The following is a 26,603-nucleotide window of genomic DNA, read 5'->3' as shown; positions in this document are numbered from 1 at the left end:
GGTCGAGGTCACCGCCGAGCCGGTCGAGGACGACGGCGGGGTCGCGGTGAGCGCCCGGTTCGACGTCCCCGCCGACGCGCGCTGGCCGTACGGGACGGCCGAACCGCCGTCCGACACCGCTCTCGCCCCACTGCACCTGGTGCCGTACCACCGCTGGGCCCGCCGCGGCCCGTCGACCATGCGCGTCTGGCTGCCGACCACCTGACGATCCGCCCGCGCGAGAGGAGATACCGGTGACACCGAGAGGTCTTCGAAGGACCGCCGTCCTGGCGGCGGGTCTGCTGCTCCTGGCCACGACGGCGTGCGGCGGCGGGGAGGAGCCGACCGGGGCGGCGGACGACGGGACCACGCTGACGCTGTGGACGCGCGCCGCGACCGAGTCGGTGTCGAGGGCCTACGCGGACGCCTACAACGCGGGCCACCGCAACAAGGTCGAGGTCACCGCCTACCCCAACGAGGAGTACCCGGCCAAGCTCGCGTCGGCCGCGGGCGCGAAGGCGCTGCCCGACCTCTTCGCGGCCGACGTCGTGTTCGCCGCCCAGTACGCGTCCCGGGGGCTGTGGGCCGACCTGACCGACCGGTTCGCGGCGTTCCCGGAGAAGGACGCGATGGCGCCGTCCCACGTGAAGGCTGCCACCTGGGAGGGGCGCACCTACGCGGTCCCGCACACCATCGACCTGTCGGTGCTGTTCTACGACAAGGGCCTGTACGCGAAGGCGGGCCTGGACCCGGCGAAGCCGCCCACCACGCTGCGCGAGTTCGCCGAGCACGCCCGCAAGGTCGACCAGCTCGGCGGTGACGTCCACGGCACCTACTTCGGCGGCAACTGCGGCGGGTGCGTCGAGTTCACGCTCTGGCCGTCGGTGTGGGCCGCGGGCGGTGACGTGCTCGACGACGGCGGCACGCACGCGAAGATCGACTCCGCCGCCATGGCGGACGTGTTCGCCCTCTACCGCTCGCTCTACGAGGACGGCGTGGCCGCGCCCGCCTCCAAGGACGAGGCGGGGCCGACGTGGCTCGGCGCGCTCCAGGCCGGGACGATCGGCGTCGCGCCCGGCCCGTCGACCTGGCTGGACGCGTTGGCGGCCAAGGGGATCGACGTGGGGGTCGCGCCGATCACCGGGCTGACCGGCGGCGAGTCCACGTTCGTCGGCGGCGACACCCTCGGCATCGGCGCCACCAGTGGGAAAGAGGCGCAGGCGTGGGACTTCCTGGCCTGGACGATGTCCGAGGAGGCCCAGGTCGGGGTGGTGGCCAAGAACAAGGGCGTGCCCACCCGCACCGACCTGGCCGCGAACGAGCACTCCTCGGCCGACCCGCGCCTCGTGACGGTGAACGGACTGGTCGCGAAAGGACGGACGCCGTACGCGCAGAACTTCAACTCCTCCTTCAACGACCCGCAGAGCCCGTGGCTGAAGACCGTGCGCGGCGCGCTGTTCGGCGACGCGGCCACCGCGCTGGCCGAGGGCAACGCGGCCATCACCAAGTCGCTCCAGCAGGGCTGAACCCGTGTCGGCGACGATGACGTCACCTCCTCGGGACCGGGCGGAACCGCGGCACGCGGCACCTCGCCGTGCCCGCCGCGCGCTCGGCGGACGGCGGTGGCGAGCGCTGGTCGGCGCCGCGTACGCCACCCCGACGGCCGTCGTGGTCGGCCTGTTCTTCCTGGTGCCGCTGGTGCTCGTCGGCTGGATGTCGCTGCACCGCTGGCCACTGCTCGGCAAGCCGACGCTCAACCTGCCGGACAACTTCACCGGCATCGCCGACGACGAACTGGTCGAGTCGGCCGTGTGGTTCACCCTCAAGTACACCGCCGTGATGACGGCGCTGCTGTTCGTGGTCGCCTTCGGCCTGGCGCTGCTGGTCCAGCACCGCCGCCGCGGCGTCGGCTTCCTGCGGACGGCGTTCCTCCTGCCGATGGCGGTGGGCTTCGCCAGCGCGTCGCTGCTGTTCCTCGGGCTGCTCAGCGACGAGATCGGCCCGGTGAACGACCTGCTGTCCTGGCTGGGACTTGTCGACGGCTACGTCTCGTGGACCAGCGGCAGCCCGGAGACCGCGCTCGGCTCGGCGGTGGTGCTCGTGCTGTGGCGCTTCGCCGGGTTCAACATGCTGGTCCTGCTGACGGGGTTGCAGGCGATCCCGCCGGACGTCTACGAGGCCGCCCGCATCGACGGCGCGAACCGGTGGCAGACCTTCCACCGGATCACCCTCCCGCTGATGCGGCCGACGATCGCGCTGGTGCTCACGGTGATGTCGACCGGCTCGCTGCTGGCGTTCGACCAGTTCTGGATCCTCACCCGCGGCGGCCCGGACAACAGCACCACCTCGCTGGTGATGGTGATCTACCGGGAGGCGTTCGTCCGCCTCGACCTCGGCTCGGCCGCTGGCATCTCGGTCGCGCTGCTCGTCGTGCTCGTCGTGGTCAACGTCGTCCAGTTCCGCGTGCTGCGCCGACGGTCCGAGTGAGGGGCACCGAACCATGTCCGGATCCAGCACGGCCTCGCGGTGGGGCCACCACATCACCGGTACGGCGCTCGCGATCCTGTTCCTGTCCCCGCTGCTGTGGAGCGGCTTCGCCTCGCTGCGCACCGACACCGGGTTCGGCCTGGAGAACTACGCCCGCTTGTTCACCTCCGACAATGGCGTCCGGCCGCACCACGTGCTCAACAGCGTCGTGGTCAGCGCCCTCACCGTGGGGGCGACGCTGTTCGTCGCGACGTTGGGCGGCTACGCGTTCGGCCGGTTCCGGTTCCCCGGCCGCGACGTGCTGTTCCTGCTCACCCTGGCGATCCTCATGGTGCCGTACGCGACGATCCTGATCGCGCTGTACGTGCTGCTCGGGTGGCTGGGGCTGGAGGACTCGCTGATCGGCCTGAGCCTGGTGCTGACCATGTTCCAGCTCCCGTTCTCGATCTTCATGATGCGCAACTCCTTCGAGGCGGTCCCCTTGGAGCTGGAGGAGGCGGCGCGCGTCGACGGCTGCGACACCGTCGGCACGCTGGTCCGGGTCATGCTCCCCGCCGTGCGGCCGGGGCTGATCACGGTCGGGCTGTTCGCGTTCCTGACGTCGTGGAGCGAGTTCTTCGCGCCGCTGATCCTGCTCAACTCGACCGACACGTTCACCACCACCCTCGCCGTGGTCAACATGCGGACCGCGAGCCACGGCTCCATCGACTACGCCGCGTTGGAGGCGGGCGTCGTCTTCATGGCCCTGCCCTGCCTGGTGCTGTTCGCCTTCATGCAGCGCAGTTACGTGCGCGGGTTCACCTCCGGCGCGCTGAAAGGCTGAAACCCTGCTGATTAGGAGTATCAACGGTGATACGACTGTGGAAGAACTTCCTCCTCACCGCCCTGGTGGGGGTCCTGGTGTCGACCGGGGCGGGCGTGGGCCGCGCCTCGCCGTCCCCGGCGGAGGTCGGGACCCTCGCGTGGAACCCGCCCGCGAACCTGGTCACCCCGCTCAACCAGGTGTGGGCGCACCAGGAGAGCACCTACGGCGACCTGTACGGGTTCCGGAACTACGGTTGGGACCAGCTCTTCGCCAACCGCGGTTCGGTGAACTTCTGCGTGCGCTGGGACTCGCCCGCGTCGGTGACGGCCGCGCAGCGCGACCGGATCCACGCCACCCTGGCCCGGCAGTACAAGAAGTGGATGGACACCATGGTGGGCCAGGACAACTGGCCCTACGCCACGGTGCCGATCAAGGTCGTCGGCTGGGCGGTGCGCGACCGGGCGCAGCTCCAGTGGTCCGACAGCTCGGTCGACGTCTACGTCAACAACATCAGGGAGAACGCGCCGCAGTGCGCCGAACCGTGCGGCCGGTTCTTCGTCCGCGGCGGCACCTACCCCAACTGCCCCGGCGGCGACGCGCACCACTACGACCAGTCGCTGTGGCTCACGTCCGGGTTCGGCGGCGGCGCGGGCGGTGACTGGGGCCAGCGCATGGGCAGCGAGTACTTCCTGAACAACCTCGACGCCGACAGCGTGACGATCTTCCTGCACGAGGTCGGCCACACGTTCGGGCTGGACGACTTCTACGACTGGACGCCGTCCGGTGTCGGCGGCTTCATCATGAAGGCGGGCAGCTCCGCCACCATCACCGAGTTCGACAAGTGGATGCTGCGCGACTGGTGGCGCCACCTGAAGTACCGCTACGGCTTCTGACCGACCCCGCGGGCGACCTGCCGGCCCGCGGGCTCGTCCCCGTGCCACTCCCTTCCCTGAAAGGTGACGCGCATGCCCGTCCCCACCCCCTCCCGGCGTTCCGTGCTGCGCGCGAGCCTGCTGGCGGCCGCGCTGCCCGGCACGCTCACGTTCCCCGCCGCGGCCGCGGCGTCCCGAGCCGACGTCGGCGTGTCGGCCGAGGCGTTCCCGCTCGGCGCGGTGTCCCTGCTCGCGGGCCCGTTCCAGTCGAACACCGCCCGCACCCACGCCTACCTGAGGTTCCTCGACCCCGACCGGCTGCTGCGCACGTTCCGCCTCAACGTCGGTCTGTCCTCTTCGGCCGTCCCCTGTGGAGGGTGGGAGTCGCCGACCACCGAACTGCGCGGCCACTCCACGGGCCACGTGCTCACCGCGCTGGCGCAGGCCTACGCGAGCACCGGCGACACCGCGTTCTCCACCAAGACCGACTACCTGGTCGCGCAGCTCGCGACCTGCCAGGACCGGGCCCAGGCCGCCGGGTACACGGCGGGCTACCTGTCGGCGTTCCCGGAGAGCTTCATCGCCCGCGTCGAGGCCCGCGAACCGGTGTGGGCCCCCTACTACACGCTGCACAAGGTCATGGCGGGCCTGCTGGACGCCCACCTCCTGGTCGGCAACGCGCAGGCGCTCACCGTGCTCACCCGCATGGCGGCGTGGGTGCGGACCCGCAACAGCGCGCTGACCTACGCCCAGCGCCAGGCCATGCTGAAGACCGAGTTCGGCGGCATGAACGAGGTCCTGACCAACCTCTACCAGGTGACCGGCGACCCGGCGCACCTGACCAGCGCCCAGTACTTCGACCACGCGGAGGTCTTCGACCCGCTGGCCGCGGGCACCGACGCGCTCAACGGGTACCACGCCAACACCCAGATCCCCAAGGCGATCGGCGCGATCCGCGAGTACCACGCCACCGGCACCACGCGGTACCGCGACATCGCCTCGACCTTCTGGACCATCGTCACCGGCCGCCACACCTACGCCATCGGCGGCAACTCCAACGGCGAGTACTTCAAGGCCCCCGGCCGGATCGCCTCCGAGCTGTCGGACAGCACCTGCGAGTGCTGCAACACCTACAACATGCTCAAGCTCACCCGGCAGCTCTTCCGCACCGACCCGAGCCGCGCCGACTACTTCGACTTCCACGAGAAGGCGCTCTACAACCACCTCCTCGGCGCGCAGAACCCGAACTCCGCGCACGGGCACCACAGCTACTACGTGCCGCTGCGACCCGGCGGGGCCCGGTCGTTCAGCAACGACTACGACGACTTCACCTGCTGCCACGGCACCGGCATGGAGACCAACACCAAGCACGGCGACAGCGTCTACCTGCACTCCGGGAACACCCTGTACGTCAACCTGTTCATCGCCTCGGTGCTGACCTGGCCGGGGCGCGGCATCACGGTCCGGCAGGACACCACGTTCCCCGACGCGGCCTCCACCCGGCTGACCATCACCGGGTCCGGCGCGATCGACCTGCGCGTGCGCGTCCCGTCGTGGACGACCGGCGCGGAGCTGCGGGTCAACGGCGTGCCGCAGGCCGCCCCGGTTGCGGGCACCTACGCGCGGATCAACCGGACCTGGGCGAGCGGTGACGTCGTCGACGTGAGCCTGCCGATGGCGCTGACGAGGGAGGCCACCCCGGACGACCCGGCGGTGCAGGCGGTCCGGCACGGTCCGATCGTGCTGGCGGGCGCCTACGGCACGACCAACCTCCAGACGATGCCGACGCTCCAGCCCGCCACGCTGCGCGCGACCCAGACCCCGTTGCAGTACACGGGCACCGCGAGCACCGGGCAGGTCACGCTGTTGCCGTTCTTCCGCACGCAGGGCCAGCGCTACACCGTCTACTGGAGGGTCGACGGCACTCCGCCGCCACCGCCGTTCGTCGCGCACTACCCGTTCGACGCCGGGTCGGGCACGGTGGCGGCCGACGCCACCGGCAACGGCCGCACTGCGACGCTGGCGGGCGGCGCGGGCTGGACCACTGGTCGCACCGGGGGCGCCGTCGACCTCACCGGGTCCGGCGCGCACGTCGTGCTGCCGTCGGGCCTGCTGGCGGGCGCGAGCGCGTTCAGCGTGGCGGCCTGGGTCCGGTTGGACGCGGTCGCCACGTGGGCCAGGCTGTTCGACTTCGGCGCGGGCACCGGCGCGTACCTCTACCTCACCCCGCGGAGTTCGGCGGGCGGCGCCCGGTTCGCGATCACCGCGTCCGGCGCCGCGGGGGAGCAGCGGATCGACGCCGCGAGCCCGCTGCCGGTCGGGGTGTGGACGCACGTCGCCGTGACGCAGCAGGGGGATCTGGGCGTCCTGCACGTCAACGGCGCCGAGGTCGCCCGCAACACCGCGCTGACGGTCCGGCCCGCGGCGCTCGGCGGCACGGGTCAGAACTGGATCGGCCGCTCGCAGTACACGGGCGACCCCTCCCTCGACGGGGCGGTGGACGGGTTCCGCGTCTACGCCCGCGCGCTGACCGCGGCCGAGGTCGCGGACCTGCACACGACCGGGCTGTAGAGCCGTTCCCCGAAGGAGAAGCCATGCCCGCCACCCGCTGGGCCGCCAGGCTCGCGGCCGCCGCGGTGCTCGTCGCCGGTGCCGTCGTCGCGGTACCCGCGCACGCTGCGAACCCGATCATCACCTCCTACTACACCGCCGACCCGGCCCCGCTGGTCGTCGGCAACACGATGTACGTCTACGCCGGTCGCGACGAAGCCCCGTCCGGCGGGAGCAACTTCCTGATGCGCGAGTGGCGGGTGCTGTCGTCGACCGACGCGGCCACCTGGACCGACCACGGCGCTCGCGCGTCCGTCGCCACCTTCAAGTGGGCGGGTGCGGACGCGTGGGCCAGTGAGGTGGAACCGCGCGGTGGCAAGTACTACTGGTACACCTCGGTCAACGGCAACGGCGCCGGGTGGATGGACATCGGCGTCGCCGTCGGGGACAGCCCGCTCGGGCCGTTCACCGACGCCAAGGGCGGCCCGCTCGTCAGCGACAGCACCCCGAACTCGTCCGGGCTGAACATCGACCCGACCGTCTTCACCGACGACGACGGCCAGGCCTACCTGTACTGGGGCGGGTACTGGGGAGTCCTCGCGGCGAAGCTCAAGTCGAACATGATCGAGCTGGACGGACCGGTGGTCACGCCGACCGGGCTCACCGACTACTGGGAAGCGCCCTGGATGTTCAAGCGCGCGAGCCTCTACTACCTGGTGTACGCGGCCAACGACACCAACGGCTGCGTCACGTCGTCGAGCTACGCCTGCCAGCGCTACGCCACGGCCACCAGCCCGCTGGGGCCGTGGACGCACCGGGGTGTGGTGCTGGGCCAGGTCTCCTCGACCACGAACCACGCGGGTGTCGTGCAGTTCAACGGGCAGTGGTACATCGTCTACCACAACGCGAGCGCCCCCGGCGGCGGCAACTTCCGCCGCTCGGTCGCCGTGGACCGGCTGTACTTCAACGCCGACGGCACCATGCAGAAGGTCGTGCAGACCACGACCGGACCACCACCGAACCCCGGCACCGGCACGGGGACCAACATCGCGCCCTCGGCGGCGCGGTCCACGTCGTTCGTCTCCGCGTGGGAGCACCTGGAGGCCGTCAACAACGGCGGCGTGCCCGCGAACTCGGGTGACCGCGCCAACCTCGCGTACGGCAACTGGCCCGAGCGGGGCACGCAGTGGGTCGAGTACACGTGGCCGTCGGCCCGGTCGGTCGACAGGGTCGCCACCTACTGGTTCGACGACGACCAGGGCATCGACCTGCCCGCCTCGTGCGAGGTCCAGTACTGGACCGGCAGCGCCTACGCGCCGGTGCCGGGGCAGTCGGCCTGCGGCGTCGCGGGCAACACCTTCAACACCACCACGTTCACCGCGGTCACGACCAGCCGGTTGCGGTTGAGCGTCACGTCCACACCGGACCACTCCACCGGAATCCTGGAGTGGCAAGCCTTCCAAGCCTGATCCCCACCCTCCCGAGAGGTGCACACCGTGCTGCTCACCCGACGCGCCGTGCGGGCGCGGTGGGCGGTGGTGCTGGCCGCGGTCCTCGTCGCGGCCACCCCGACCGTCCCCGTCGTCACCGCTTCGGCGGCCCAGACCATCGGCTACCCCACGTTCTCCGGACCCGCGATCCCCGCCCCACCGGTCGGTTACAGCACCGGCAGCACGATGCGCGCCATCTACGACGCGGAGAGCTCCGGCACCGACTTCTGGATGGACCGGCTGCTCGCCAGACCAGGCAACGACCCGGCCGGACCGTGGCTGATGACCCGCGGTCGCGGGCTGTACCTGAACACCCACAACCCGGCCGTGATCGGGTTCGGCGGGAACGCCGCGTACTGGGACAACATCAGCTCCCAGAACGCCTACTCGGTCACGATCACGCCGGGCAGCTTCGCCGAGCAGGTCAGCGGGCGCTGGCAGGCGCCGAGCCACTGGAAGGGCGTCTTCACCAGCGGTTCGGTCCGCGTCGACATGACGAAGTTCATCACCCACAACAACGTCGCCGTCACGAACCTGTCCATCGTCAACAGCGGCAGCGGTTCCACGACGCTGCGGCTGCGCGCCACCTCGCCGTACGCGACGAGCGGCAGCGGGTCGGAGCTGACCGGCAGCCGGGCGGTGAAGAACAACCTCACCACGATCTACCCGAGGCTGTCCGGTGACGGGTTCACCGCCGCGAGCGGCGGGCTGGAGCGCTCGGTGACGGTGGGCGCGGGCCAGACCGTCACCACCAAGGTCGTCATGGGGTTCGTCACCACCGAGATCCCGGAGTCCCTGACCGAGTACAACGCCTACCGCGGCTACTCGCCGTCGACCGCGTTCGCGACCCACGTGCGCGACTACAACCGCTGGTGGGCGGACAACATCCCGTACATCGACGTGCCGGACCCGGCGATCAAGAAGAACGTCTACTACCGCTGGTGGCTGATGCGCTTCAACCACCTGGACGTGGACATCCCCGGCCAGGACTACCAGTTCCCGGTGTCCATCGAGGGCGTCACCGGCTACAACAACGCCATCGCGCTGACCCAGCCGATGCACATCGACGACCTGAAGTACCTGCGCGACCCGGTCTACTCCTACGGGCCGTGGCTGTCGGCCGGGCAGACGTCCAAGGGCGGCCGGTTCATGGACAACCCCGGCGACCCGGAGAACTGGTCCAACTCCTACACCCAGTACATCTCCGAGGCGGCCTGGCGCAGCTACCAGGTCCACGGCGGCCAGCCCGTGATCGCGGGCAACCTCGCCAGGTACGCCGAGGGTGACGCGAAGGGGCAGCTCTCCTACTACGACACCAACAACAACGGCGTCATCGAGTACGACTGGGGCGCCCTGACCGGCAACGACGCCGACGCGGTCTCGTTCGACTGGCGGGCGGGACGGCTCGACCGCGCCGAGACGGCGTACGTGTGGAGCGGTGCGATGGCCGCGCAGCAGGCGTACGCGGTCACCGGCAACACCGCCAAGGCCACCGAGATGCAGGCGCTCGCGGACCGGATCCGCACCGGCGTCGTCTCCACGCTGTGGAACCCGAACCGCAGGCTGCTGGAGCACAAGCACGTCGCCACCAACGAGCACGTGCCGTGGAAGGAGATCAACAACTACTACCCGTACTCCGTCGGGCTGATGCCCAACACCGAGCAGTACCGCGAGGCGCTACGGCTGTTCGACAACCCGGCCGAGTACCCGGTATTCCCCTTCTACACGGCCAACCAGAAGGACAAGGCCGAAGCGGCGGCGGCCGGTCACCCCGGTTCCAACAACTTCTCCACCATCAACTCCACGGTGCAGTTCCGGCTCTACTCCTCGGTGCTGCGGAACTACCCCAACCAGTGGATGACGGCCGAGGACTACAAGAAGCTGCTCTACTGGAACGCGTGGGCCCAGTACGTCGGCGGCAACACCCAGTGGCCGGACGCCAACGAGTTCTGGGCGGACTGGAACGCGGGCACCCGCGCCATCGACTACCGGTCCTGGATCCACCACAACATCCTCGGCAGCAGCAACTGGACCGTGGTCGAGGACGTCGCCGGGCTCCGGCCGCGCTCCGACGCGCAGGTCGAGCTGTCGCCGATCGCCATCGGCTGGTCGCACTTCGCGGTGAACAACCTGCGCTACCGCAACACCGACCTGAGCGTGGTGTGGGACGACCCGGCCGACGGGGTGGTCCGCTACAGCGGTGTGCCGCAGGGGTACTCGGTCTACCTCAACGGGACCCGCGCGTTCACCGTCGACCGCCTCACCCGCGTCCTCTACAACCCGGCCACGGGGGCGGTCAGCCTGCCGAGCGGGGTCGGGACCGTGACGTACAGCGCCGCCGTGCCGGGGCTCCAGGCGCCGCAGAACGTGGTGCAGAGCAGCGCGCGCATGGTGGACGTGTTCGCGAAGGCGGGCGCGGACCTGACCTCCACGACCCCCAACCTCGCTTCGGGCGCGGCCGTGTCGGCGTCCTACACGGCGTCCGGCACGTCCACCGGCGCGGCGGTCGACGGGTTCCCGATCAACGAGCCGATCTGGGGGAGTTCGGGGTCTCCCAACGCTTCCGACTGGTACGAGGTGAACTTCGGGCAGTCCAGGACGGTCGACGAGGTGCGCCTGCACTTCCGCGACGACCGCGCGGGCAACCGGTACCGGGCACCGTCGGCGTACACCGTCCAGTACTGGAACGGCAGCGCGTGGGCCGACGCGTCCGGGCAGTCACGATCACCCGGCACCCCGCGGGCCAACTACAACATCGTCCGCTTCACACCCGTGAGCGCGCAGCGCGTGCGGGTGGTGATGACCCACGCGGCGGGGTTCAAGACCGGGTTGACCGAGGTGAAGGTGTACAACCGCGGCGGCGGCAACGATCCGGCGCCGTCGACGAACCTGGCGTTGGCCGCTACGGCTTCCGCTTCGTACACGTCGTCTTGGGAGAGCGTGGCCGCTTTGAACGACGGGGTCGACCCGCCCGCGTCGAACGACACGGTCAACCCGCGGTGGGCGACTTGGCCTAACACCGGAGAGCAGTGGGGTGAGTTGACCTGGTCCGCGGCGCAGACGGTGAAGTCGGCGCAGGTGTACTTCTTCGACGACAACGGGGGAGTGCGGCTGCCGGCGTCGTGGAAGGTCCAGTACTGGGACGGCGGGTCGTACGTGGACGTGCCGGGGGCGAGCGGGTATCCCGCGGCGGGGGATCGGTACAACGAGGTCACGTTCAGCGGGGTCAGCACCACGCGGTTGCGGGTGGTGCTCCAGAGCGGAACGAACTCGGTGGGGATGCTGGAGGTGAAGGCCTTCGGGTGACTCGTCGGATGGCCAGGAGCAACGAGGTGGTTGAAGGCGCTCCGTTGAGACGCTGACCGAACTGTCGCCCGCTACGGCCGGGTTGAGTCGTGTGGCCGGACGACGATTTGCACGTCGTCGGCGTACAAGACCACGCCAGGGTCATGCGACCGTCGCTCGACCCAACCGACGCCGTAGCGGTCGAGCAAGGCGAGATAGGCGGGCACCCTGGCGAGCAGGTGGGCGGCAGCGGATTCCCTGAACCAGCAGGACACGACAGGGTTGACGGTCTTGTCGAACAGCGCGGGATCCACGGCGCCCGGATCCTGGTACGCCGCGTCGTACCAATCGTTGCCCGCTCGCCAGAACGCCCGGTCCTCCGGTGTCAGCCGCCCTGAGCGGGCGAGTCCGTTGGCAAGGCCGAAGATCCCTGTCGGGGTCTTGCCGGGACTCGCCTGTTCTGCCTCGTAGCGGATGAAGGTCACGGACCGATCTTGCCGGCAGTTCGAACCCGGTGGTCGGCGTCGTTGGGGAGCCAGATCCGGATGAGCGATGGCTGGATACTGTCGCTGGACAGGGGGAGGTTGGGTGCGTGTTTCGACGGGAAGGTGTGGCTGAGGTGGTGGCTGTCGACGACCTCGTGCGGGGCTGGGAAGGCGAGATCGCTCGTCTGAGTCCGCGGCTGCGGGAACTGGTGATCACCGCTTACCTCGGCGACCTGCGGTACTTCACCTTCGAACTGGGGGAGGAGTACTTCGAAGCCATCGCCGAGGCCGGGTTCGAGGTTTTCCTGTTCCCTGACCACGGCGGCTACTTCGAGGACGAGGTGCCTCGGGACGAGGTGCCGCGGCGGGTCGTCGAGTTGTTCGGGACGTTGTAGCCGCCGTCGTCGCTGGTCAAGCGGTAACGGTCTCCTGTTACCGTCGCCATCATGAAGAGAGACCTCACGCGTGAGCGGATCATCGGGGCCGCCTCCGACCTGCTGGCCGAAGGGGGGCGGGAGGCGTTGTCGACGCGGGCCGTGTGTGCCGCGTCGGGGGTGCAGTCGCCTACCCTCTACCGGATCTTCGGTGACAAGCAGGGGTTGCTGGACGCGGTCGCCAGTCACGGCTTTGAGGTTTACCTGCGGAGCAAGACGTCGCTCGCCGAGACGGACGACCCGGTGGAGGACCTGCGGCACGGGTGGGACCTGCACGTCGACTTCGGGGTGCGCAACCCGGCGCTGTACTCGCTGATCTACGGCGACGCCCGGCCCGGTGTGGAGTCGCCCGCGGCGCGGCAGGCGTCGGCCGTGCTCGCCGGCAAGGTCAAGCGGGTCGCGGAGGCCGGTCGGCTGAAGGTCACCGAGGAACGTGCGGCGCACCTCGTCCACGCCGCCGGGTGCGGGATGACGTTCACGCTGATCAGCCTCCCGGAAGAAGAGCGAGACCCGGCACTGTCGCTGCTGGCCCGCGAGTCGACCATCGCCGCGGTCACCACCGGCCCCGCCGCGCCCGAGCGGTCCGGTGTGGATCCGGTCAGCACGGCCGTCGCGCTGCGCGCCGTCGTGCCCACCCTCGGAGCGCTGAGCGCACTGGAGCGAGGCCTGCTCGAGGAGTGGCTGACCAGGATCGCCACCGCCTAGCTGTTGACATCGATAGCATTCGGACGTTGCCGGCGTTACGTTATCTTTGGTAGCTTTTCCACGTTGCCATCGATAACACGTGGAGGCGTCCCGATGCCCGAGGAAGAACCCCCGTCGGCCTTCACGCCGACCCGGCGCACCGTGCTCAAGGCCGGTGCGGCGGCCACGGCCATACCGCTGTGGCCGCGGGAGGCGTCGGCCGACAGCACCGTGCCGATGTCCCTGCGCGTCAACGGGAAGGTGTACGAGCAGGTCCTCGAACCGCGGGTGACGCTGCTCGACGCCCTGCGCGAGCGCATCGGCTTGACCGGTACGAAGAAGGGCTGCGACCGGGGCGAGTGCGGCGCGTGCACCGTCCACGTCGACGGACGGCGGATCAAGTCGTGCCTGACGCTCGCCGTCATGCAGCAGAACCGCGAGATCACCACCGTCGAAGGCCTGGCGGGCGGTGAGCTGCACCCCGTGCAGGCCGCGTTCCTCCGCCGCGACGGGTTCCAGTGCGGCTTCTGCACGCCGGGGCAGGTCATGTCGGCCGTCGCGTGCGTCGCCGAGGGGCACGCCGGGTCCGACGACGAGATCCGCGAGTGGATGAGCGGCAACCTGTGCCGCTGCGGCTGCTACCCCAACATCGTGGCGGCCGTTCGCGACGCCGCAGAGGAGCTGTCCTGAATGGACTCGTTCACCTACACCCGCCCCGACCGGCCCGCCGACGCCGTCGCGCTCGGCACCGCGCCCGGCTCCCGCTACATCGCGGGCGGCACCGACCTGCTCAACCTGATGAAGGACGGCGTGCAGCGGCACGACCGCCTGGTCGACATCAACTCCCTGCCGCTGAACGACGTTCGGGTCTCCGACCAACTCGTCCGCCTCGGCTCCCTGAACAGGATGAGCGACGTCGCCGCGCACCGGGAGGTCGTCCGCAGGCTTCCCGCGCTCGCGCAGGCGCTGCTGGCGAGCGCGTCGCCGCAGGTGCGCAACATGGCGTCCCTGGGCGGCAACCTCTTGCAGCGCACGCGGTGCTGGTACTTCCGCGACGCCACCATGCCGTGCAACAAGAGGGAACCCGGCAGCGGGTGTGCCGCGCTGGACGGGATGAACCGGTGGCACGCCGTCCTCGGCGGCAGCGACCACTGCATCGCGGTCCACCCGTCCGACCTGGCCGTGGCCCTCACCGCGCTGGACGCCACCGTGCGCGTCCTCGGCGCCGACGGCCCGCGCGCCATCCCGGTGGCGGAGTTCTACCCGCTGCCCGGCGACACCCCGCACGTGGAGTCCGCGCTGCGGCCGGGGGAGCTGATCACCGGTGTCGACGTGCCCGTCACCGAGTTGGCCGGGACTTCGCGGTACCTCAAGGTCCGCGACCGGGCGACCTTCGAGTTCGCGGTGGTCTCGGTGGCCGCCGCCGTGCGGGTGAGCGGGGACGTCGTGCGCGAGGCGCGCCTGGTGTTCGGCGGGGTCGCGCCGCGGCCGTGGCGGTCGCACGAGGCGGAACGGGAACTGGTCGGCAGGCCCCTGGACGACCAGGCGATCAGCGCCGCCGTCACCGCGCTGGTGCGCGACGCCGTGCCGCGCGAGCACAACGCCTTCAAGGTCCCCCTGCTCCAGCGCGCGACCACCGACGTCCTGCGCCGGTTCAGGAGGACCCGATGAGCCCGTCACCGATCGGTCGACCGCTCACGCGGGTGGACGGCGTCGCCAAGGTCACCGGGGCTGCCCGGTACGCCGCGGACGCCGACGTGGCGGGCGTGACCCATGCCGTGCTGGTGACCAGCACCATCGCGCGCGGTCGCGTCTCCGCGCTGGAGACGGCGGCGGCGCGGTCGGCGCCCGGCGTGCTCGGTGTCTTCACCCACCTGACCATGCCCCGGCTCACCGTGCCCGGCCCGACGGCCGCCTACTTCAAGCGCTTCCTGCCCGTGCAGGACGACGTGGTCCGGCACGCGGGCCAGCCCGTCGCGGTGGTCGTCGCGGAAACTCTCGAACAGGCGCGGTACGCCGCGACGCTGCTCCGCGTGTCGTACGAGGCCGAAGTGCCACGGGTCGTGCTCGCCGACTCGATGGCCGACGCCTACGTGCCGCCACCGGGCAACGACGGCCCCAACGACTACCTGCGCGGCGACGTCGCGGCCGGGTTCGCCGCGGCGGACGTGGTGGTCGAGACCACGTGCACGACGCCGTTGCAGCACCACAACGCCCTGGAACCGTCGGCCACGGTGGCTGAGTGGACCGGCGACCGGCTGACCGTGCACGAATCCACGCAGGGCATCGGCAACAGCCAGAACGCGCTCATGCAGGCGTTCGGCCTGCCGCGCGAGAACGTCCGGGTCGTCACGCCCTTCGTCGGCGGCGGGTTCGGCGCCAAGGGCCCGGTGTGGCCGCACACCGTGCTCGCCGCGGCGGTCGCGCGGCAGGTCGGCAGGCCGGTGAAGCTCGTCCTGACCCGAGCCGACACCTACACCTCCAACGGCCACCGCGCCGAGACCCACCAGGTGCTCCGCGTCGGCGCGACCCGCGACGGCGGGCTCACCGCGATCGAGCACGTCGTGACGCAGCAGGTGTCGCGCACCGAGGAGGCGCTGTTCAACAGCTCCGAGCCGACGCGGATGCTCTACGCCTGCCCGAACGTGCGCTCCACCCAGCGCGCCGTGCGCCTTGACCTCCCCACCGGCAGCTTCGTGCGGTCGCCGGAGGCGGCGACCTCCCACGCGCTGGAGTCCGCGCTGGACGAGCTGAGCCACGCGCTCGGCGTCGACCCGGTCGAGCTGCGGCTGCGCAACTGGTCGGACACCAACCAGGAGACCGGGGTCCGGCACGGCAGCAACCACCTGCGCGAGTGCTACGAGGAGGGTGCCCGCCGCTTCGGCTGGTCGAACCGCGACCCCCGACCGGGGTCCATGCGCGACGGTGGCGAGCTGGTCGGCCTGGGCATGGCCACGGCCGCGCACACGGCGGGCGGGCGCCCCGGTTCCGGGGCCACCGTGACGATCGGGCTCGACGGCACCGCGACCATCCGGTCCGGCACGCAGGAGATCGGCACGGGGACGTCCACGGTGATGGCCCAGGTCGGGGCCGAGGTGCTCGGACTGCCCGCCCACCACGTCGTCTTCGCGCTCGGCGACACGGACTACCCGCCCGCGTTCGCCTCCGCGGCCTCGGCGACCGTGCCGAGCGTCGGCAGCGGGGTGGTCAGGGCGGCCACCGCGGCCCGCGAGCAGGTGGTCGCCGCCGCCGTCGCGGACGTCGGCGGTCCGCTGCACGGCGTGCCGCCGGACCGCGTCGGCACCGCCGACGGCTACCTGTTCGTGGCGGACCAGCCCCGGCGGCGGGTCTCCTACCGGGACGTGGTGCGCAGGCGCGGCACGCCCGTCGAGGTGACCAGCAACCCCGTTCCCGTGCCGCTGGGCTACTCCGTGGGCGCGGTGTTCGTCGAGGTGCGGGTCGACCCGGTGACCGGCCGGGTGCGGGTCCGCAGGGTCGTGGGCGTCTTCGACCCCGGCCGGGTGCTGAACCGGCAGACCGTCCGCAGCCAGGCGATCGGCGGCGCGGTGTGGGGCATCGGCTTCACCCTCACCGAGCACACGCTGGTGGACCCGCACCTCGGCCGGGTCGTCACCCCCAACCTGTCCGGCTACCTCGTGCCGGTCAACGCGGACGTGCCGGACATCGACGTCGGCTTCGTCGACCGGCCGGACCCGGCGAGTCCCGCGCTCGGTGCCCGCGGCTTCGGCGAGACCCCGATGACCGGCGTCACCGCGGCCATCGGCAACGCCGTGCACCACGCCATCGGGCACCGGATCCGCGACCTGCCCATCACCCAGGACAAGGTCATCGCCGCGCTGTCCGCCCAGAACTGAGCAATCCTCTAGAACGAGTTCTAGTGAAAGTGGATTCGCTCCGGTTTCGATCGTCATCCCCGCAGGTCAGTACTGGTAGGCATTCAGCCGGGTCGGAGCGGTGCCCCTTGAGATAAAAGAGAACAGATTCTAGTGTGATCCGGGTAACGCTCCAGCCTGAGGTGATCCGGGGAGGCGTGGTGAGCGGCGACATCCAGCACAGCTACTTCGGCGCAGCCGCGTTCCGCCAGGTCGGCCGGATGTCGTCGCTCGCCTGGGACGTGCTGCGGATGGTGCCCCGCAGGCCGTTCCAGTTCAAGGAGGTCGTGACCCAGGCCTGGTTCTTCGCGAGCGTGACTATCCTGCCGACCGCGCTGGTCTCCATCCCGTTCGGCGCGGTGATCGCGCTCCAGCTCGGCGCGCTGACCAAGCAGATCGGCGCGCAGTCGTTCACCGGGGCCGCGAGCGCGCTGGCGATCATCCAGCAGGCGAGCCCCCTGATCACCGCGCTGCTCGTGGCGGGCGCGGGCGGCTCGGCGATGTGCGCGGACATCGGCGCGCGCAAGATCCGCGACGAGATCGACGCGCTGGAGGTCATGGGGGTCTCGGCGGTGCACCGCCTGGTCGTGCCGAGGGTGCTGGGCGCGATGATGGTCGCGGTGCTGCTCAACGGGGTGGTCAGCGTCGTCGGCGTGCTCGGCGGCTACTTCTTCAACGTGGTCATGCAGGGTGGCACCCCCGGCGCCTACCTGGCCAGCTTCAACGCGCTCGCCCAGTTGCCCGACCTGTACATCAGCGAGGTCAAGGCGCTGCTCTACGGGTTCGTCGCGGGTGTCGTCGCGGCCTACCGCGGGCTGAACCCGCCCGCGGGCCCCAAGGGCGTCGGGGACGCCGTCAACCAGGCCGTCGTCATCACGTTCCTGCTGCTGTTCCTGATCAACGTGGTGCTGACCGCGATCTACCTGAGCGTCGTCCCGGCGAAGGGGATGTGATGGCCGCGGTCCGGCTGCCGTCGAAGCCGTTCGACGCGCTCGAGGGGCTCGGCCACCAGCTCGCGTTCTACGGCCGGGTGATCGCCTGGGTCCCCGCGACCCTGCTCCGCCACTCCAGGGAGACGCTGCGGCTGCTCGCCGAGGTGACCTTCGGCAGCGGGGCGCTCGCGATCATCGGCGGCACGCTCGGCGTGATGATCGGCATGACCCTGTTCACCGGGATGATCGTGGGGCTCCAGGGGTACGCGGCGCTCAACCAGATGGGCACCGCCGCGCTGACCGGGTTCATCTCCGCCTACTTCAACACCAGGGAGGTGGCGCCGCTGGCGGCGGGCCTCGCGCTGTCGGCGACCGTCGGGTGCGGGTTCACCGCCCAGCTCGGCGCGATGCGGATCTCCGAGGAGATCGACGCGCTGGAGGTGATGGGCGTGCCCAGCGTGCCGTTCCTGGTGACCACGCGGGTGATCGCCGGGCTCGGCGCGGTGATCCCGCTGTACGTGGTCGGCCTGCTCTGCTCCTACCTGGCGTCCAGACAGGTGACCGTGCTGTTCTACGGCCAGTCCGCGGGCACCTACGACCACTACTTCACGCTCTTCCTGTCGCCGCAGGACGTCCTGTGGTCGTTCCTCAAGGTCATGGTGTTCGCGACCGTCGTGATCCTGGCGCACTGCTACTACGGCTACCACGCCAGCGGAGGCCCCGCCGGTGTCGGCGTCGCGGTCGGCCGGGCCGTCCGGGCGGCGCTGGTGCTCCAGATGGTGCTGGACTTCTTCCTCAGCCTGGCCATCTGGGGCGCCACCACGACGGTGCGGATAGCCGGGTGAGCACCCGTCGGCGGCACCAGGCGCTGGGCGTGGTGTTCCTGCTCGTCGCCGCGCTGTTCGTCTCCGGGTCGATCGCCGTGTACCGCAAGGTGTTCACGTCGGTGGTGCTCGTCCGGCTGGAGGCGACCGGCGTCGGCAGCCAGCTCCAGCGGGGAGCCGACGTGAAGATCCGCGGGGTCCTCGTCGGCGAGGTGCGGGCCGTGCGGGCGTCCGGCGGTGGCGCCGTGCTCGACCTCGCGCTGCGACCGGACAAGGTGGACCTGATCCCGAGCAACGTCGCCGCGCGACTATTGCCGAAGACGCTCTTCGGCGAGCGGTACGTGGCGCTGCAAGTCCCCGAACGGCCGTCGGTGGCGCGGCTCGCGGCCGGGGACGTGATCGGCCAGGACCGCAGCAGCGCCGCGATCGAGATCGACGAGGTGCTGACGAACCTCATGCCGCTGCTGCAAGCCGTGCAGCCGCAGAAGCTGGCGGCCACGCTCGGCGCGATGTCCTGGGCGCTGGAGGGGCGGGGCGCGCGGCTCGGCGACACCGTCGTGCGGCTCGACCGGTACGTGGCCGCGCTCAACGAGTCCATCCCGGACCTCAACGCGGACATCGCCGCGCTCGCCGACGTGGCCGACGACTACGCCGACGTGGCACCGGACCTGCTGGGGGCGCTGGCCGACCTGACCACCACCAGCCGGACCCTCGTCGAGCAGCGGGAGAACCTGCTCGACCTGTACGGCAGCCTCACGACCACCTCCATCGACCTCGGGAACTTCCTGCTGGTCAACAGGAACAACGTGATCAACCTCAGCGCGACCGCCCGGCCGACCCTCGAACTGCTCGCCAGGTACGCGCCCGAGTACCCGTGCGTGCTCAAGCAGCTCGCCGACTCCGTCGACCGGGCCGACTTCACCTTCGGCAAGGGGACCGAACACCCGGAGATGGGCAAGTTCACCCTGGAGATCACCACCAGCCGCGGGAAGTACCTGCCTGGCGTCGACACCCCGCGCTACGACGACAAGCGCGGCCCGCGCTGCTACGACCCGGTCGAGCCGCCGGGCAAGTTCCCGCAGTACCCGCCCGGCGGTCCCGTGCTCGACGGCTCCACGAAACCGTCCTCCGCCGGAGCGCCCGCGCTGGCGAACTCCCCGCAGGAGCAGGAACTCGTCGGCCTGCTGCTGGCACCGCAGGTCGGCGTGATGCCGGAGGAGGTGCCGAGCTGGGGCGCCCTGCTGGTCGGGCCGCTCTACCGGGGGACGGAGGTGGAGCTGCGGTGAACGCCTTCCGGCCGGCGCTGGTGAAGCTGGTGGTCTTCGCGGTGGTGACGATCACGCTGACCTGGGTGCTCGGCGCGACGATCGCGAACTTCGGCGGTGGCGGCACCTCGCCGTACACGGCCAGGTTCACCGACGTCGTCGGGCTCAACGTCGGCGACGACGTGCGGATGTCCGGCGTCCGCGTCGGGCGGGTCACGTCGATCGAGGTGGCCGACCGCACGCTCGCCGAGGTCGGCTTCGACGTGGACGAGCGGCGGGTGCTGCCCGCGAGCGTCTCGGCGGTGATCAGGTACCGCAACCTGATCGGCCAGCGCTACGTGGCGCTGGACGTGGGCGTCGGGGACGTCGGCGCCACCCTGCCGCCCGGCGGCGCGATCCCGCTGGAGCGGACCCGGCCCGCGCTGAACCTCACGGTGCTGTTCAACGGGTTCAAGCCGCTGTTCGAGGCACTCGACCCCGAGCAGGTGAACGAGCTGTCCCACGAGATCATCCAGGTGCTGCAAGGAGAAGGCGGCACCATCGACAGCCTGCTCGCGCACACCGCGTCCATCACCACCGCGCTGGCCGACAAGGACGCGGTGATCGGGCAGGTGATCGACAACCTGAACTCCGTGTTGGGCGCGGTGAACGCCCGCGGCCCCGAGCTGTCCGGGCTGATCGTCCAGGTGCAGCAGCTCGCGACGGGCCTGGCCGAGCAGCGCAAGCCGATCGGTGCCGCCATCGGCGCGCTGGGCGACCTGACGAACACCACCGCCGGGCTCCTGACCGACGCGCGGCCACCGCTCAAGGACGACATCGCGGCGCTCGGCCTGCTGTCGGCCAACCTCGGCGACAGCGGGCAGGTGATCGATGAGCTGCTGATCGGCCTTCCCGGCAACCTCCAGGCGTTCACCAGGACCGCGAGCTACGGGAGCTGGTTCAACTTCTTCCTGTGCCGGATGTCCGGGACCGTCGGCATCTCGTCGCTGAGCGTCGAGCTGCCCATCGCCCCCCTGCCCGCGACGAGGATGCCCGAGAGGTGCGGCCCGTGAAACCGCTGCGAGAACGCGACCAGGCGCACGTCGGCGTCGCGACGCTGGTGATCCTGTTATTGGGCGGGGTCGTCGCGTTCAACCTCGACGACCTGCCGCTGATCGGCGGCGGCGTGACCTACCGGGCGCACTTCGCCGAGTCGGCCGGACTGGCCTCGGGCAACGAGGTCCGCGTCGCCGGGGTGAAGGTCGGCAAGGTGACCGACGTGGAGCTGGCGGCCGACCAGGTCGACGTCGTGTTCCGGGTGCGCGACACCTGGCTCGGGACCGCACGTCGGCGTCCATCGGGATCAAGACGCTGCTGGGGGAGAAGTACCTCGACCTCGCCCCGGTGGGCGGTTCCCCGCTCGACCCCGCCGCGGCGATCCCGCGCGACCGCACCTTCTCGCCGTTCGACGTCTCCCAGGCGGTCGGTCAGCTCTCGGAGACGGTGAGCCGGATCGACACCGGGCAGCTCGCCCAGAGCTTCGAGGTCGTCGCCGAGGCGCTGAAGGACACCCCGCCGCACCTGAAGGGCGCGCTCGACGGCCTGTCGGCGCTGTCCACCACCATCTCCTCGCGCGACCGCCAGCTCGTGGCGCTGGCGTCGAACGCGCGCCAGGTGAGCAACACCCTCGCCGACCGCGACGGCGAGCTGACGAAGCTCATCTCCGACGGCAACCTCCTGCTCGGCGAGCTGCAACTGCGCCGCGACGCCGTCAGCGCCCTGCTGTCCGGCACCCGCAAGCTCGCCGACGAGCTGCGCGGACTGGTCGCCGACAACACCGCCCAGCTCAAACCGACGCTCGAGCAGCTCGACCGGGTGACCACGATCCTCCAGCGCAACCAGGACAACCTCAGCGCCGCGCTGGCGTCGATGGCGCCGTTCGTGCGGGTCTTCGGCAACACCGTCGGCAACGGCCGCTGGTTCGAGGGCTACCTGTGCGGCCTGCTCCCGCCGCCGATCATCACCGACGTCGTGCAGGTCAACCCCGAGGGCTGCCTGCCCCCGCTCGCGGCGGGTGTCCGATGAGGACGGACGCGGACCGCGGCCTCGGCAGGTGGCTCGCACTCGGCTGCGTGTTCGCGCTGCTGGCCGCCGGAGCGCTGTGGTGGGTGCAGATCGGGACCGCGGGCAAGCGGATCACCGCCGTGTTCGACAAGGCGATCGGCGTCCACACCGGATCCGCGGTGCGGGTGCTCGGCGTGCAGGTCGGCGTGATCACCGACGTCCGGCCGCGCGGCGGCCAGGTCGACGTGGACATCCTGGTGGACCGGGACGTGCGCGTCCCCGCGGAGGTGCGCGCGGTCGTCGTGGCGCCCAGCCTGGTCAGCGACCGGTACGTGCAGTTGACCCCCGCCTACCGCGACGGCGCGGAACTGGCTCCGGGCGCGGGGATCCCCAGGGAGCGCACGGCCACCCCCGTGGAGCTGGACTCCCTGTACCGCAGCCTCAACGACCTCTCCACTGCGCTGGGACCCAACGGCGCCAACGCGGACGGGGCGGTGTCCGACCTGCTCGACGCCGCCGCGGCGAACCTCGACGGGAACGGGCAGAACCTCAACGACACCGTCAAGCGGCTCGGTGAGGCGGCCTCCGCGCTGGACGGCTCCAAGGGCGACCTGTTCGCCACGGTCGACAACCTGCGCACCTTCACCGGCGCGCTGGCCCGGAGCGACAGCCAGGTCCGCGAGTTCAGCGGCAAGGTCGCGGACGTGTCCACGTTCCTGGCGGCCGACAGCGAGCAGGCCGGGGCCGCGCTCGGCTCGCTCGCCCTCGCGCTGACCGACGTGCAGGGCTTCATCGAGCAGAACCGGGAGCTGCTCCAGTCGAACGTCGGCAGGCTCACCGGCGTCACGAAAGCGCTCGTCGACCAGCGGGGCGCGCTGGCCGAGGTGCTCGACATCGCGCCCAACGCGGCGTCCGGCCTGCTCAACGCCTACGACGAGGCGTCGGGCTCGATCGCCGTGCGGGCCAACCTGAACGAGCTGACCTACCCGCCGGTGCTGATGGCGTGCAAGCTCCTCCGCCTCACCACGCCCAAGCAGGTCCCGGACGCGCTGGCCTCCGCGTGCGAGCAACTGGCGCCGATCCTGGACGGCGTGGTCCGGCTGCCCTCGGTCGCCGAGGTGCTGGCGGCCGTCCAGCAGGGCAAGCTGCCGCCGCTGCCGCTGCCCGCCATGGAGGTCTGGTACCGGGGAGCGGACCGGTGAACGCCCGGTGGGGCCTGGTGGCCGTGCTGGCGCTCGGCGGGTGTTCCGGCGGCCTCTACGACGTCCCGCTGCCGGGCGGCGCGGACCTCGGCGACCACCCGTACCGGATCACCGCGGAGTTCGCCGACGTGCTGGACCTGGTGCCGCAGGCCGGGGTGAAGACCGCGGACGTCGCGATCGGCCGCGTCGAACGGGTGGAACTGGCGCAGGACAACAGGACCGCGCTCGTCACCGTCGCGCTCAACGGCGACGTGCGGCTGCCCGCGAACGCGTCGGCCCACCTGCGCCAGTCCAGCCTGCTGGGGGAGAAGTACGTCGAACTGGGTGCGCCGACCGGTGAGCCGGGGCAGGGCGTGCTTGGCGAGGGCGCGGTGATCCCGATCAGCCGGACCAACCGCAACCCGGAGATCGAGGAGGTGCTCGGCGCGCTGTCCCTGCTCCTCAACGGCGGTGGCATCGGCCAGCTCCGCGGGATCGTCCAGGAGCTGAACGCGGCCATGTCCGGCAAGGAGCCGCAGATCCGCTCCTTCCTGTCCACGATGGACACGTTCGTCGGCAACCTCGACGGGCAGAAGGACAGCATCACCAGGGCGATCGACGGCCTCAACCGGCTGTCCGGGACGCTGGTCGCGCAAACCGGGAACATCACCACCACGCTCGACGACCTGGCCCCCGGCCTCCAGGTGATCACCGAGCAGCGGGTGGAGCTGGTGACCATGCTCCAGGCGTTGGACGAGCTGTCGACCGTCGCCGTCGACACGCTGAACCGGAGCCGCGAGGACGTCGTCGCCGACCTGCGCGCGCTCGTGCCGATCCTCCAGCGGCTGGTGGAGGCTGGGCACGACCTGCCGAAGGCGATGACCACGATCGCCACCTACCCGTTCACGCCGTACGCGGCGAACGCGGTCAAGGGCGACTACTTCAACTCCGACGTCCGCATCGACCTGGACCTGTCGAACCTGGTGGACAACCTCGCCTCGGCGGACCGGCCGCTGCTGCCGCTGCCACCACTGACGTCCGTGCCGGGGCTGACCGCGCCGCCGACCGCGACCACACCGCCCGTGCTCGCCCTGCCCGGCTTCCCCGTCGTGGGCTCCACGGTCGGCGGGCTGGCGGGCGTGCTCGAAGACCTGCTTGGGGGTGGGCGGTGATCAGCCGGGGGACCAGGGTCCGCCTCCTGGTGCTCGTCGTCATCGCCGTGGTGGGCGTGACCTACACGGGCGCCGAGTACGCCAGGCTGGACCGGCTGTTCGGCGCGCGCGGGTACGTGGCGACCATGCGCCTCACCGACTCCGGCGGGATCTTCGTCAACGCCGAGGTCGCCTACCGGGGCGTGACCGTCGGCCGCGTCACCGAGCTGCGGCTCACCGACTGGGGCGTGGAGGTGGACCTCGACGTCGAGCCGTCCGCGCCGCCGATCCCGGCGAGCACGCGCGCGCTGGTGGCGAACCGGTCCGCGATCGGCGAGCAGTACGTGGAGCTGGAACCGGACGACGAGAACGGCCCGTTCCTCGGCCAGGGCTCGGTGATCCCGCTGGACCGGACGGCCATCCCGCCCAGCCCGGAATCGGTGCTGGCCAACCTCGACGCGCTCGTCACGTCCGTCCCGATCGAGTCGCTGCGCACCGTCGTGGACGAGCTGGACACCGCGTTCAGCGGCGCCGGGGAGCCGTTGCAGCGGCTGCTGGACAGCGCCGACTCCCTGACCGGCACCGCGATCGACCACCTCCCGCAGACGGTCGGGCTGCTGGCCGACGGCCGCACGGTCCTGGAGACGCAGCGGGCCGAGTCGGCGAACATCGCCGCGTTCGGCGAGGGGCTCGCGCGGATCTCCGCCCAGCTCAAGGAGTCCGACCCCGACCTGCGCGCGGTCATCGGGCAGGCGCCCGTCGTGGCCAGGCAGGTCGACGACGTCCTGCGCACCTCCGGCACCGACCTCAGCGTGCTGGTGGCGAACCTGCTCACCACGACGCAGATCACCACGAGCCGCAAGGACGCCATCGAGCAGGCGCTGGTGGTCTACCCGATCGTGGTCGCCACGACCCGCACGACGTCACCGGACGGGACCGGGCACCTGGGGGCGGTCCTCAACTTCTTCGACCCGATGTCGTGCACCAGGGGCTACGAGACCACCCACCAGCGGCCCGCCGACGACGTGACCTCGATCCCGGCGAACAGCCAGGCCTACTGCGCTGAGCCGCCGGGCAGCCCGATCAGCGTGCGCGGCGCGCAGAACGCCCCGTTCGCCGGGATCCCGCAGCAGCTCCCGGCGCCGGAGCAGCAGCGGCAGCGGCTCCCCGGCGTCCTCGGCTCGCTGGACGCCCGGCCCGCGCCGACGAGCCTGGCGGGCCTGCTCGGGCTGGGGGAGTGATGCGCCTGTTCGCGGCGCTCGCCGCCGTCGGGGTGCTCGGCGCCCTCTGGTTCGGCTGGACCTGGTGGGAGGCGGGCCACGGCGACCTCCAGCGGTTCGCGCAGACGCGGGACGAGGTGCTGCGCCAGGGCGAGCAGCGGCTCGTGGTGCTCAACACCCTGGACCACCGCGAGCCGGAGGAGGTGCAGCGGGCCTGGCGGGCGACGGCGACCGGACGGCTGCTGGACCAGTTGACCCGCGACCACGACGCGTACGTGCAGGACATCGGGGCCGCGAAGACCGTGACGGCCGTGACGGTGCTCGGCGCGGCGGTGACGTCGCTGGACGTCCACTCCGGGCAGGCGGAGCTGATCGCCGTGCTGGAGGTGAGCGTGACCCCGGAGGGCGGTCAGGCCACCGCCAAGCGCACCCGGTTCGACACGGACCTGACCAGGGTGGGGGACGAGTGGCTGCTCAGCTCGGTCCAGGTCGTGGGGTTCGGCGGATGAGGCGGGCGTCCGCGCTGGGCGTGCTGGCGGCGGTCGTGGTGGTGTCCGCGGTCGCCTCGCTGTGGTTCGGCCTGGCGGCGGACCGCCTGCGCGAGAGCCCGTGGGCGACCAACGCGGCGCTGGTGGACGCGTCCGGCACCAGCGCGGTCGTCGACGAGGTCGGCGCGGCGGTCCGATCGGTGTTCTCCTACGACTACGGCAACACCGACGTCACCGAGGAGTCCGCGCGGCGGGTGCTGGCGGGTGAGGCTGTCGAGCAGTACACCGCGCTCTTCGGCGAGGTCCGGAAGCAAGCGGTCGAGCAGCAGGTGGTGTTCACGACCACCGTCCGGTCCATCGGCGTGGTGGAGCTGACCGGTGACCGGGCGCGGCTGCTGGTGTTCGTCGACCAGCAGACCCTGCGGTCGGGGGAGGGGAACCACACCTCGCGCGCGGGTCAACTGGAGGTCCGCGCGGAGCGGGTGGAGGAGCAGTGGAGGATCACGGCGATCACCGTGCTCTAGGGGTCCGGATC

Annotated in this window: 22 protein-coding genes and 2 pseudogenes; 23 read left to right on the top strand and 1 reads right to left on the bottom strand. The window is 71.1% G+C overall.

Annotated elements, in window-relative coordinates; translation table 11 throughout:
• The 8 genes and pseudogenes from NZH93_RS00990 to NZH93_RS00955 all read left to right on the top strand — a co-directional run.
• A pseudogene (locus NZH93_RS00990) lies at window positions 1-205 on the top strand (glycoside hydrolase family 127 protein); the annotation flags it as partial.
• Window positions 206-233: 28 nt separating this feature from the next.
• Complete coding sequence (locus NZH93_RS00985) at window positions 234-1,505, top strand: ABC transporter substrate-binding protein (RefSeq protein WP_259620930.1); 1,272 nt, start codon at window positions 234-236, stop codon at window positions 1,503-1,505.
• A 16-nt stretch (window positions 1,506-1,521) separates the two neighbouring features.
• Entirely contained in the window at window positions 1,522-2,466 is a 945-nt protein-coding gene (locus NZH93_RS00980) for a carbohydrate ABC transporter permease (protein WP_259620929.1), read from the top strand.
• A 13-nt stretch (window positions 2,467-2,479) separates the two neighbouring features.
• Window positions 2,480-3,289, top strand: a complete 810-nt coding sequence (locus tag NZH93_RS00975) for a carbohydrate ABC transporter permease (RefSeq protein ID WP_259620928.1) — start codon at window positions 2,480-2,482, stop codon at window positions 3,287-3,289.
• Between the two features lie 26 nt (window positions 3,290-3,315).
• Window positions 3,316-4,164 carry a hypothetical protein gene (locus NZH93_RS00970; RefSeq protein ID WP_259620927.1) on the top strand — a complete coding sequence of 283 codons (849 nt, stop codon included), beginning with the start codon at window positions 3,316-3,318 and terminating at the stop codon, window positions 4,162-4,164.
• A 72-nt stretch (window positions 4,165-4,236) separates the two neighbouring features.
• A complete protein-coding gene (locus NZH93_RS00965; protein ID WP_259620926.1) occupies window positions 4,237-6,714 on the top strand; it encodes a beta-L-arabinofuranosidase domain-containing protein in 2,478 nt (825 codons plus the stop codon).
• Window positions 6,715-6,737: 23 nt separating this feature from the next.
• Entirely contained in the window at window positions 6,738-8,162 is a 1,425-nt protein-coding gene (locus NZH93_RS00960; protein ID WP_259620925.1) for a glycoside hydrolase family 43 protein, read from the top strand.
• Window positions 8,163-8,189: 27 nt separating this feature from the next.
• Window positions 8,190-11,489 (top strand): discoidin domain-containing protein, encoded by a 3,300-nt coding sequence (locus NZH93_RS00955; RefSeq protein WP_259620924.1) that lies wholly within the window; start codon window positions 8,190-8,192, stop codon window positions 11,487-11,489.
• Window positions 11,490-11,560: 71 nt separating this feature from the next.
• On the opposite strand, the gene NZH93_RS00950 is transcribed toward NZH93_RS00955, so the two are convergent.
• Window positions 11,561-11,953, bottom strand: coding sequence for a hypothetical protein (locus NZH93_RS00950; protein ID WP_259620923.1), 393 nt, complete (start codon window positions 11,951-11,953; stop codon window positions 11,561-11,563).
• A gap of 134 nt (window positions 11,954-12,087) precedes the next feature.
• Between NZH93_RS00950 and NZH93_RS00945 the strand changes: the two genes are divergently transcribed.
• From NZH93_RS00945 to NZH93_RS00875, 15 genes and pseudogenes are all read left to right on the top strand, one after another.
• A complete protein-coding gene (locus tag NZH93_RS00945; protein WP_259620922.1) occupies window positions 12,088-12,348 on the top strand; it encodes a hypothetical protein in 261 nt (86 codons plus the stop codon).
• A 51-nt stretch (window positions 12,349-12,399) separates the two neighbouring features.
• Complete coding sequence (locus NZH93_RS00940) at window positions 12,400-13,092, top strand: TetR/AcrR family transcriptional regulator (RefSeq protein ID WP_259620921.1); 693 nt, start codon at window positions 12,400-12,402, stop codon at window positions 13,090-13,092.
• Between the two features lie 93 nt (window positions 13,093-13,185).
• Window positions 13,186-13,761 carry a (2Fe-2S)-binding protein gene (locus NZH93_RS00935; protein WP_372506451.1) on the top strand — a complete coding sequence of 192 codons (576 nt, stop codon included), beginning with the start codon at window positions 13,186-13,188 and terminating at the stop codon, window positions 13,759-13,761.
• Window positions 13,762-14,742 (top strand): FAD binding domain-containing protein, encoded by a 981-nt coding sequence (locus NZH93_RS00930; protein ID WP_259620920.1) that lies wholly within the window; start codon window positions 13,762-13,764, stop codon window positions 14,740-14,742.
• Window positions 14,739-16,946 (top strand): xanthine dehydrogenase family protein molybdopterin-binding subunit, encoded by a 2,208-nt coding sequence (locus tag NZH93_RS00925; protein WP_259620919.1) that lies wholly within the window; start codon window positions 14,739-14,741, stop codon window positions 16,944-16,946. Before NZH93_RS00930 ends, NZH93_RS00925 begins: the two co-directional genes overlap by 4 nt.
• A 239-nt stretch (window positions 16,947-17,185) precedes the next feature.
• Complete coding sequence (locus tag NZH93_RS00920) at window positions 17,186-17,917, top strand: MlaE family ABC transporter permease (protein ID WP_259621427.1); 732 nt, start codon at window positions 17,186-17,188, stop codon at window positions 17,915-17,917.
• Window positions 17,917-18,741, top strand: a complete 825-nt coding sequence (locus NZH93_RS00915; protein WP_259620918.1) for an MlaE family ABC transporter permease — start codon at window positions 17,917-17,919, stop codon at window positions 18,739-18,741. The genes NZH93_RS00920 and NZH93_RS00915 overlap by 1 nt, the downstream gene beginning before the upstream one ends.
• Window positions 18,738-20,006, top strand: a complete 1,269-nt coding sequence (locus tag NZH93_RS00910) for an MCE family protein (RefSeq protein ID WP_259620917.1) — start codon at window positions 18,738-18,740, stop codon at window positions 20,004-20,006. The genes NZH93_RS00915 and NZH93_RS00910 overlap by 4 nt, the downstream gene beginning before the upstream one ends.
• Window positions 20,003-21,037: an MCE family protein gene (locus NZH93_RS00905; RefSeq protein ID WP_259620916.1), complete on the top strand. Its 1,035-nt coding sequence runs from the start codon at window positions 20,003-20,005 to the stop codon at window positions 21,035-21,037. Before NZH93_RS00910 ends, NZH93_RS00905 begins: the two co-directional genes overlap by 4 nt.
• Window positions 21,034-22,049: pseudogene (locus NZH93_RS00900) on the top strand (MCE family protein). Before NZH93_RS00905 ends, NZH93_RS00900 begins: the two are co-directional and overlap by 4 nt.
• A complete protein-coding gene (locus tag NZH93_RS00895; protein ID WP_259620915.1) occupies window positions 22,046-23,230 on the top strand; it encodes an MCE family protein in 1,185 nt (394 codons plus the stop codon). The pseudogene NZH93_RS00900 and the gene NZH93_RS00895 overlap by 4 nt, the downstream one beginning before the upstream one ends.
• Entirely contained in the window at window positions 23,227-24,381 is a 1,155-nt protein-coding gene (locus tag NZH93_RS00890) for an MCE family protein (protein ID WP_259620914.1), read from the top strand. Before NZH93_RS00895 ends, NZH93_RS00890 begins: the two co-directional genes overlap by 4 nt.
• Window positions 24,378-25,601 (top strand): MCE family protein, encoded by a 1,224-nt coding sequence (locus tag NZH93_RS00885; protein WP_259620913.1) that lies wholly within the window; start codon window positions 24,378-24,380, stop codon window positions 25,599-25,601. The genes NZH93_RS00890 and NZH93_RS00885 overlap by 4 nt, the downstream gene beginning before the upstream one ends.
• Window positions 25,601-26,089 (top strand): hypothetical protein, encoded by a 489-nt coding sequence (locus NZH93_RS00880; protein WP_259620912.1) that lies wholly within the window; start codon window positions 25,601-25,603, stop codon window positions 26,087-26,089. The genes NZH93_RS00885 and NZH93_RS00880 overlap by 1 nt, the downstream gene beginning before the upstream one ends.
• Window positions 26,086-26,592, top strand: a complete 507-nt coding sequence (locus NZH93_RS00875) for a hypothetical protein (RefSeq protein WP_259620911.1) — start codon at window positions 26,086-26,088, stop codon at window positions 26,590-26,592. Before NZH93_RS00880 ends, NZH93_RS00875 begins: the two co-directional genes overlap by 4 nt.
• Window positions 26,593-26,603 lie beyond the last annotated feature (11 nt).

Source organism: Umezawaea endophytica, from assembly GCF_025061645.1.
In the GTDB taxonomy this organism is placed as follows: domain Bacteria; phylum Actinomycetota; class Actinomycetes; order Mycobacteriales; family Pseudonocardiaceae; genus Umezawaea; species Umezawaea endophytica.
Note: the sequence above shows the minus strand (reverse complement) of the source record. Positions and strands in the feature narration are given on the sequence as shown.

Excerpts from the sequence above, each read along its gene's own strand:
- NZH93_RS00980 (WP_259620929.1), top strand. The coding sequence starts at position 1,522 with ATGACGTCACCTCCTCGGGACCGGGCGGAACCGCGGCACGCGGCACCT.
- NZH93_RS00975 (WP_259620928.1), top strand. The coding sequence starts at position 2,480 with ATGTCCGGATCCAGCACGGCCTCGCGGTGGGGCCACCACATCACCGGT.
- NZH93_RS00965 (WP_259620926.1), top strand. The coding sequence starts at position 4,237 with ATGCCCGTCCCCACCCCCTCCCGGCGTTCCGTGCTGCGCGCGAGCCTG.
- NZH93_RS00960 (WP_259620925.1), top strand. The coding sequence starts at position 6,738 with ATGCCCGCCACCCGCTGGGCCGCCAGGCTCGCGGCCGCCGCGGTGCTC.
- NZH93_RS00940 (WP_259620921.1), top strand. The coding sequence starts at position 12,400 with ATGAAGAGAGACCTCACGCGTGAGCGGATCATCGGGGCCGCCTCCGAC.
- NZH93_RS00935 (WP_372506451.1), top strand. The coding sequence starts at position 13,186 with ATGCCCGAGGAAGAACCCCCGTCGGCCTTCACGCCGACCCGGCGCACC.
- NZH93_RS00930 (WP_259620920.1), top strand. The coding sequence starts at position 13,762 with ATGGACTCGTTCACCTACACCCGCCCCGACCGGCCCGCCGACGCCGTC.
- NZH93_RS00925 (WP_259620919.1), top strand. The coding sequence starts at position 14,739 with ATGAGCCCGTCACCGATCGGTCGACCGCTCACGCGGGTGGACGGCGTC.
- NZH93_RS00920 (WP_259621427.1), top strand. The coding sequence starts at position 17,186 with ATGTCGTCGCTCGCCTGGGACGTGCTGCGGATGGTGCCCCGCAGGCCG.
- NZH93_RS00915 (WP_259620918.1), top strand. The coding sequence starts at position 17,917 with ATGGCCGCGGTCCGGCTGCCGTCGAAGCCGTTCGACGCGCTCGAGGGG.
- NZH93_RS00895 (WP_259620915.1), top strand. The coding sequence starts at position 22,046 with ATGAGGACGGACGCGGACCGCGGCCTCGGCAGGTGGCTCGCACTCGGC.
- NZH93_RS00880 (WP_259620912.1), top strand. The coding sequence starts at position 25,601 with ATGCGCCTGTTCGCGGCGCTCGCCGCCGTCGGGGTGCTCGGCGCCCTC.
- NZH93_RS00875 (WP_259620911.1), top strand. The coding sequence starts at position 26,086 with ATGAGGCGGGCGTCCGCGCTGGGCGTGCTGGCGGCGGTCGTGGTGGTG.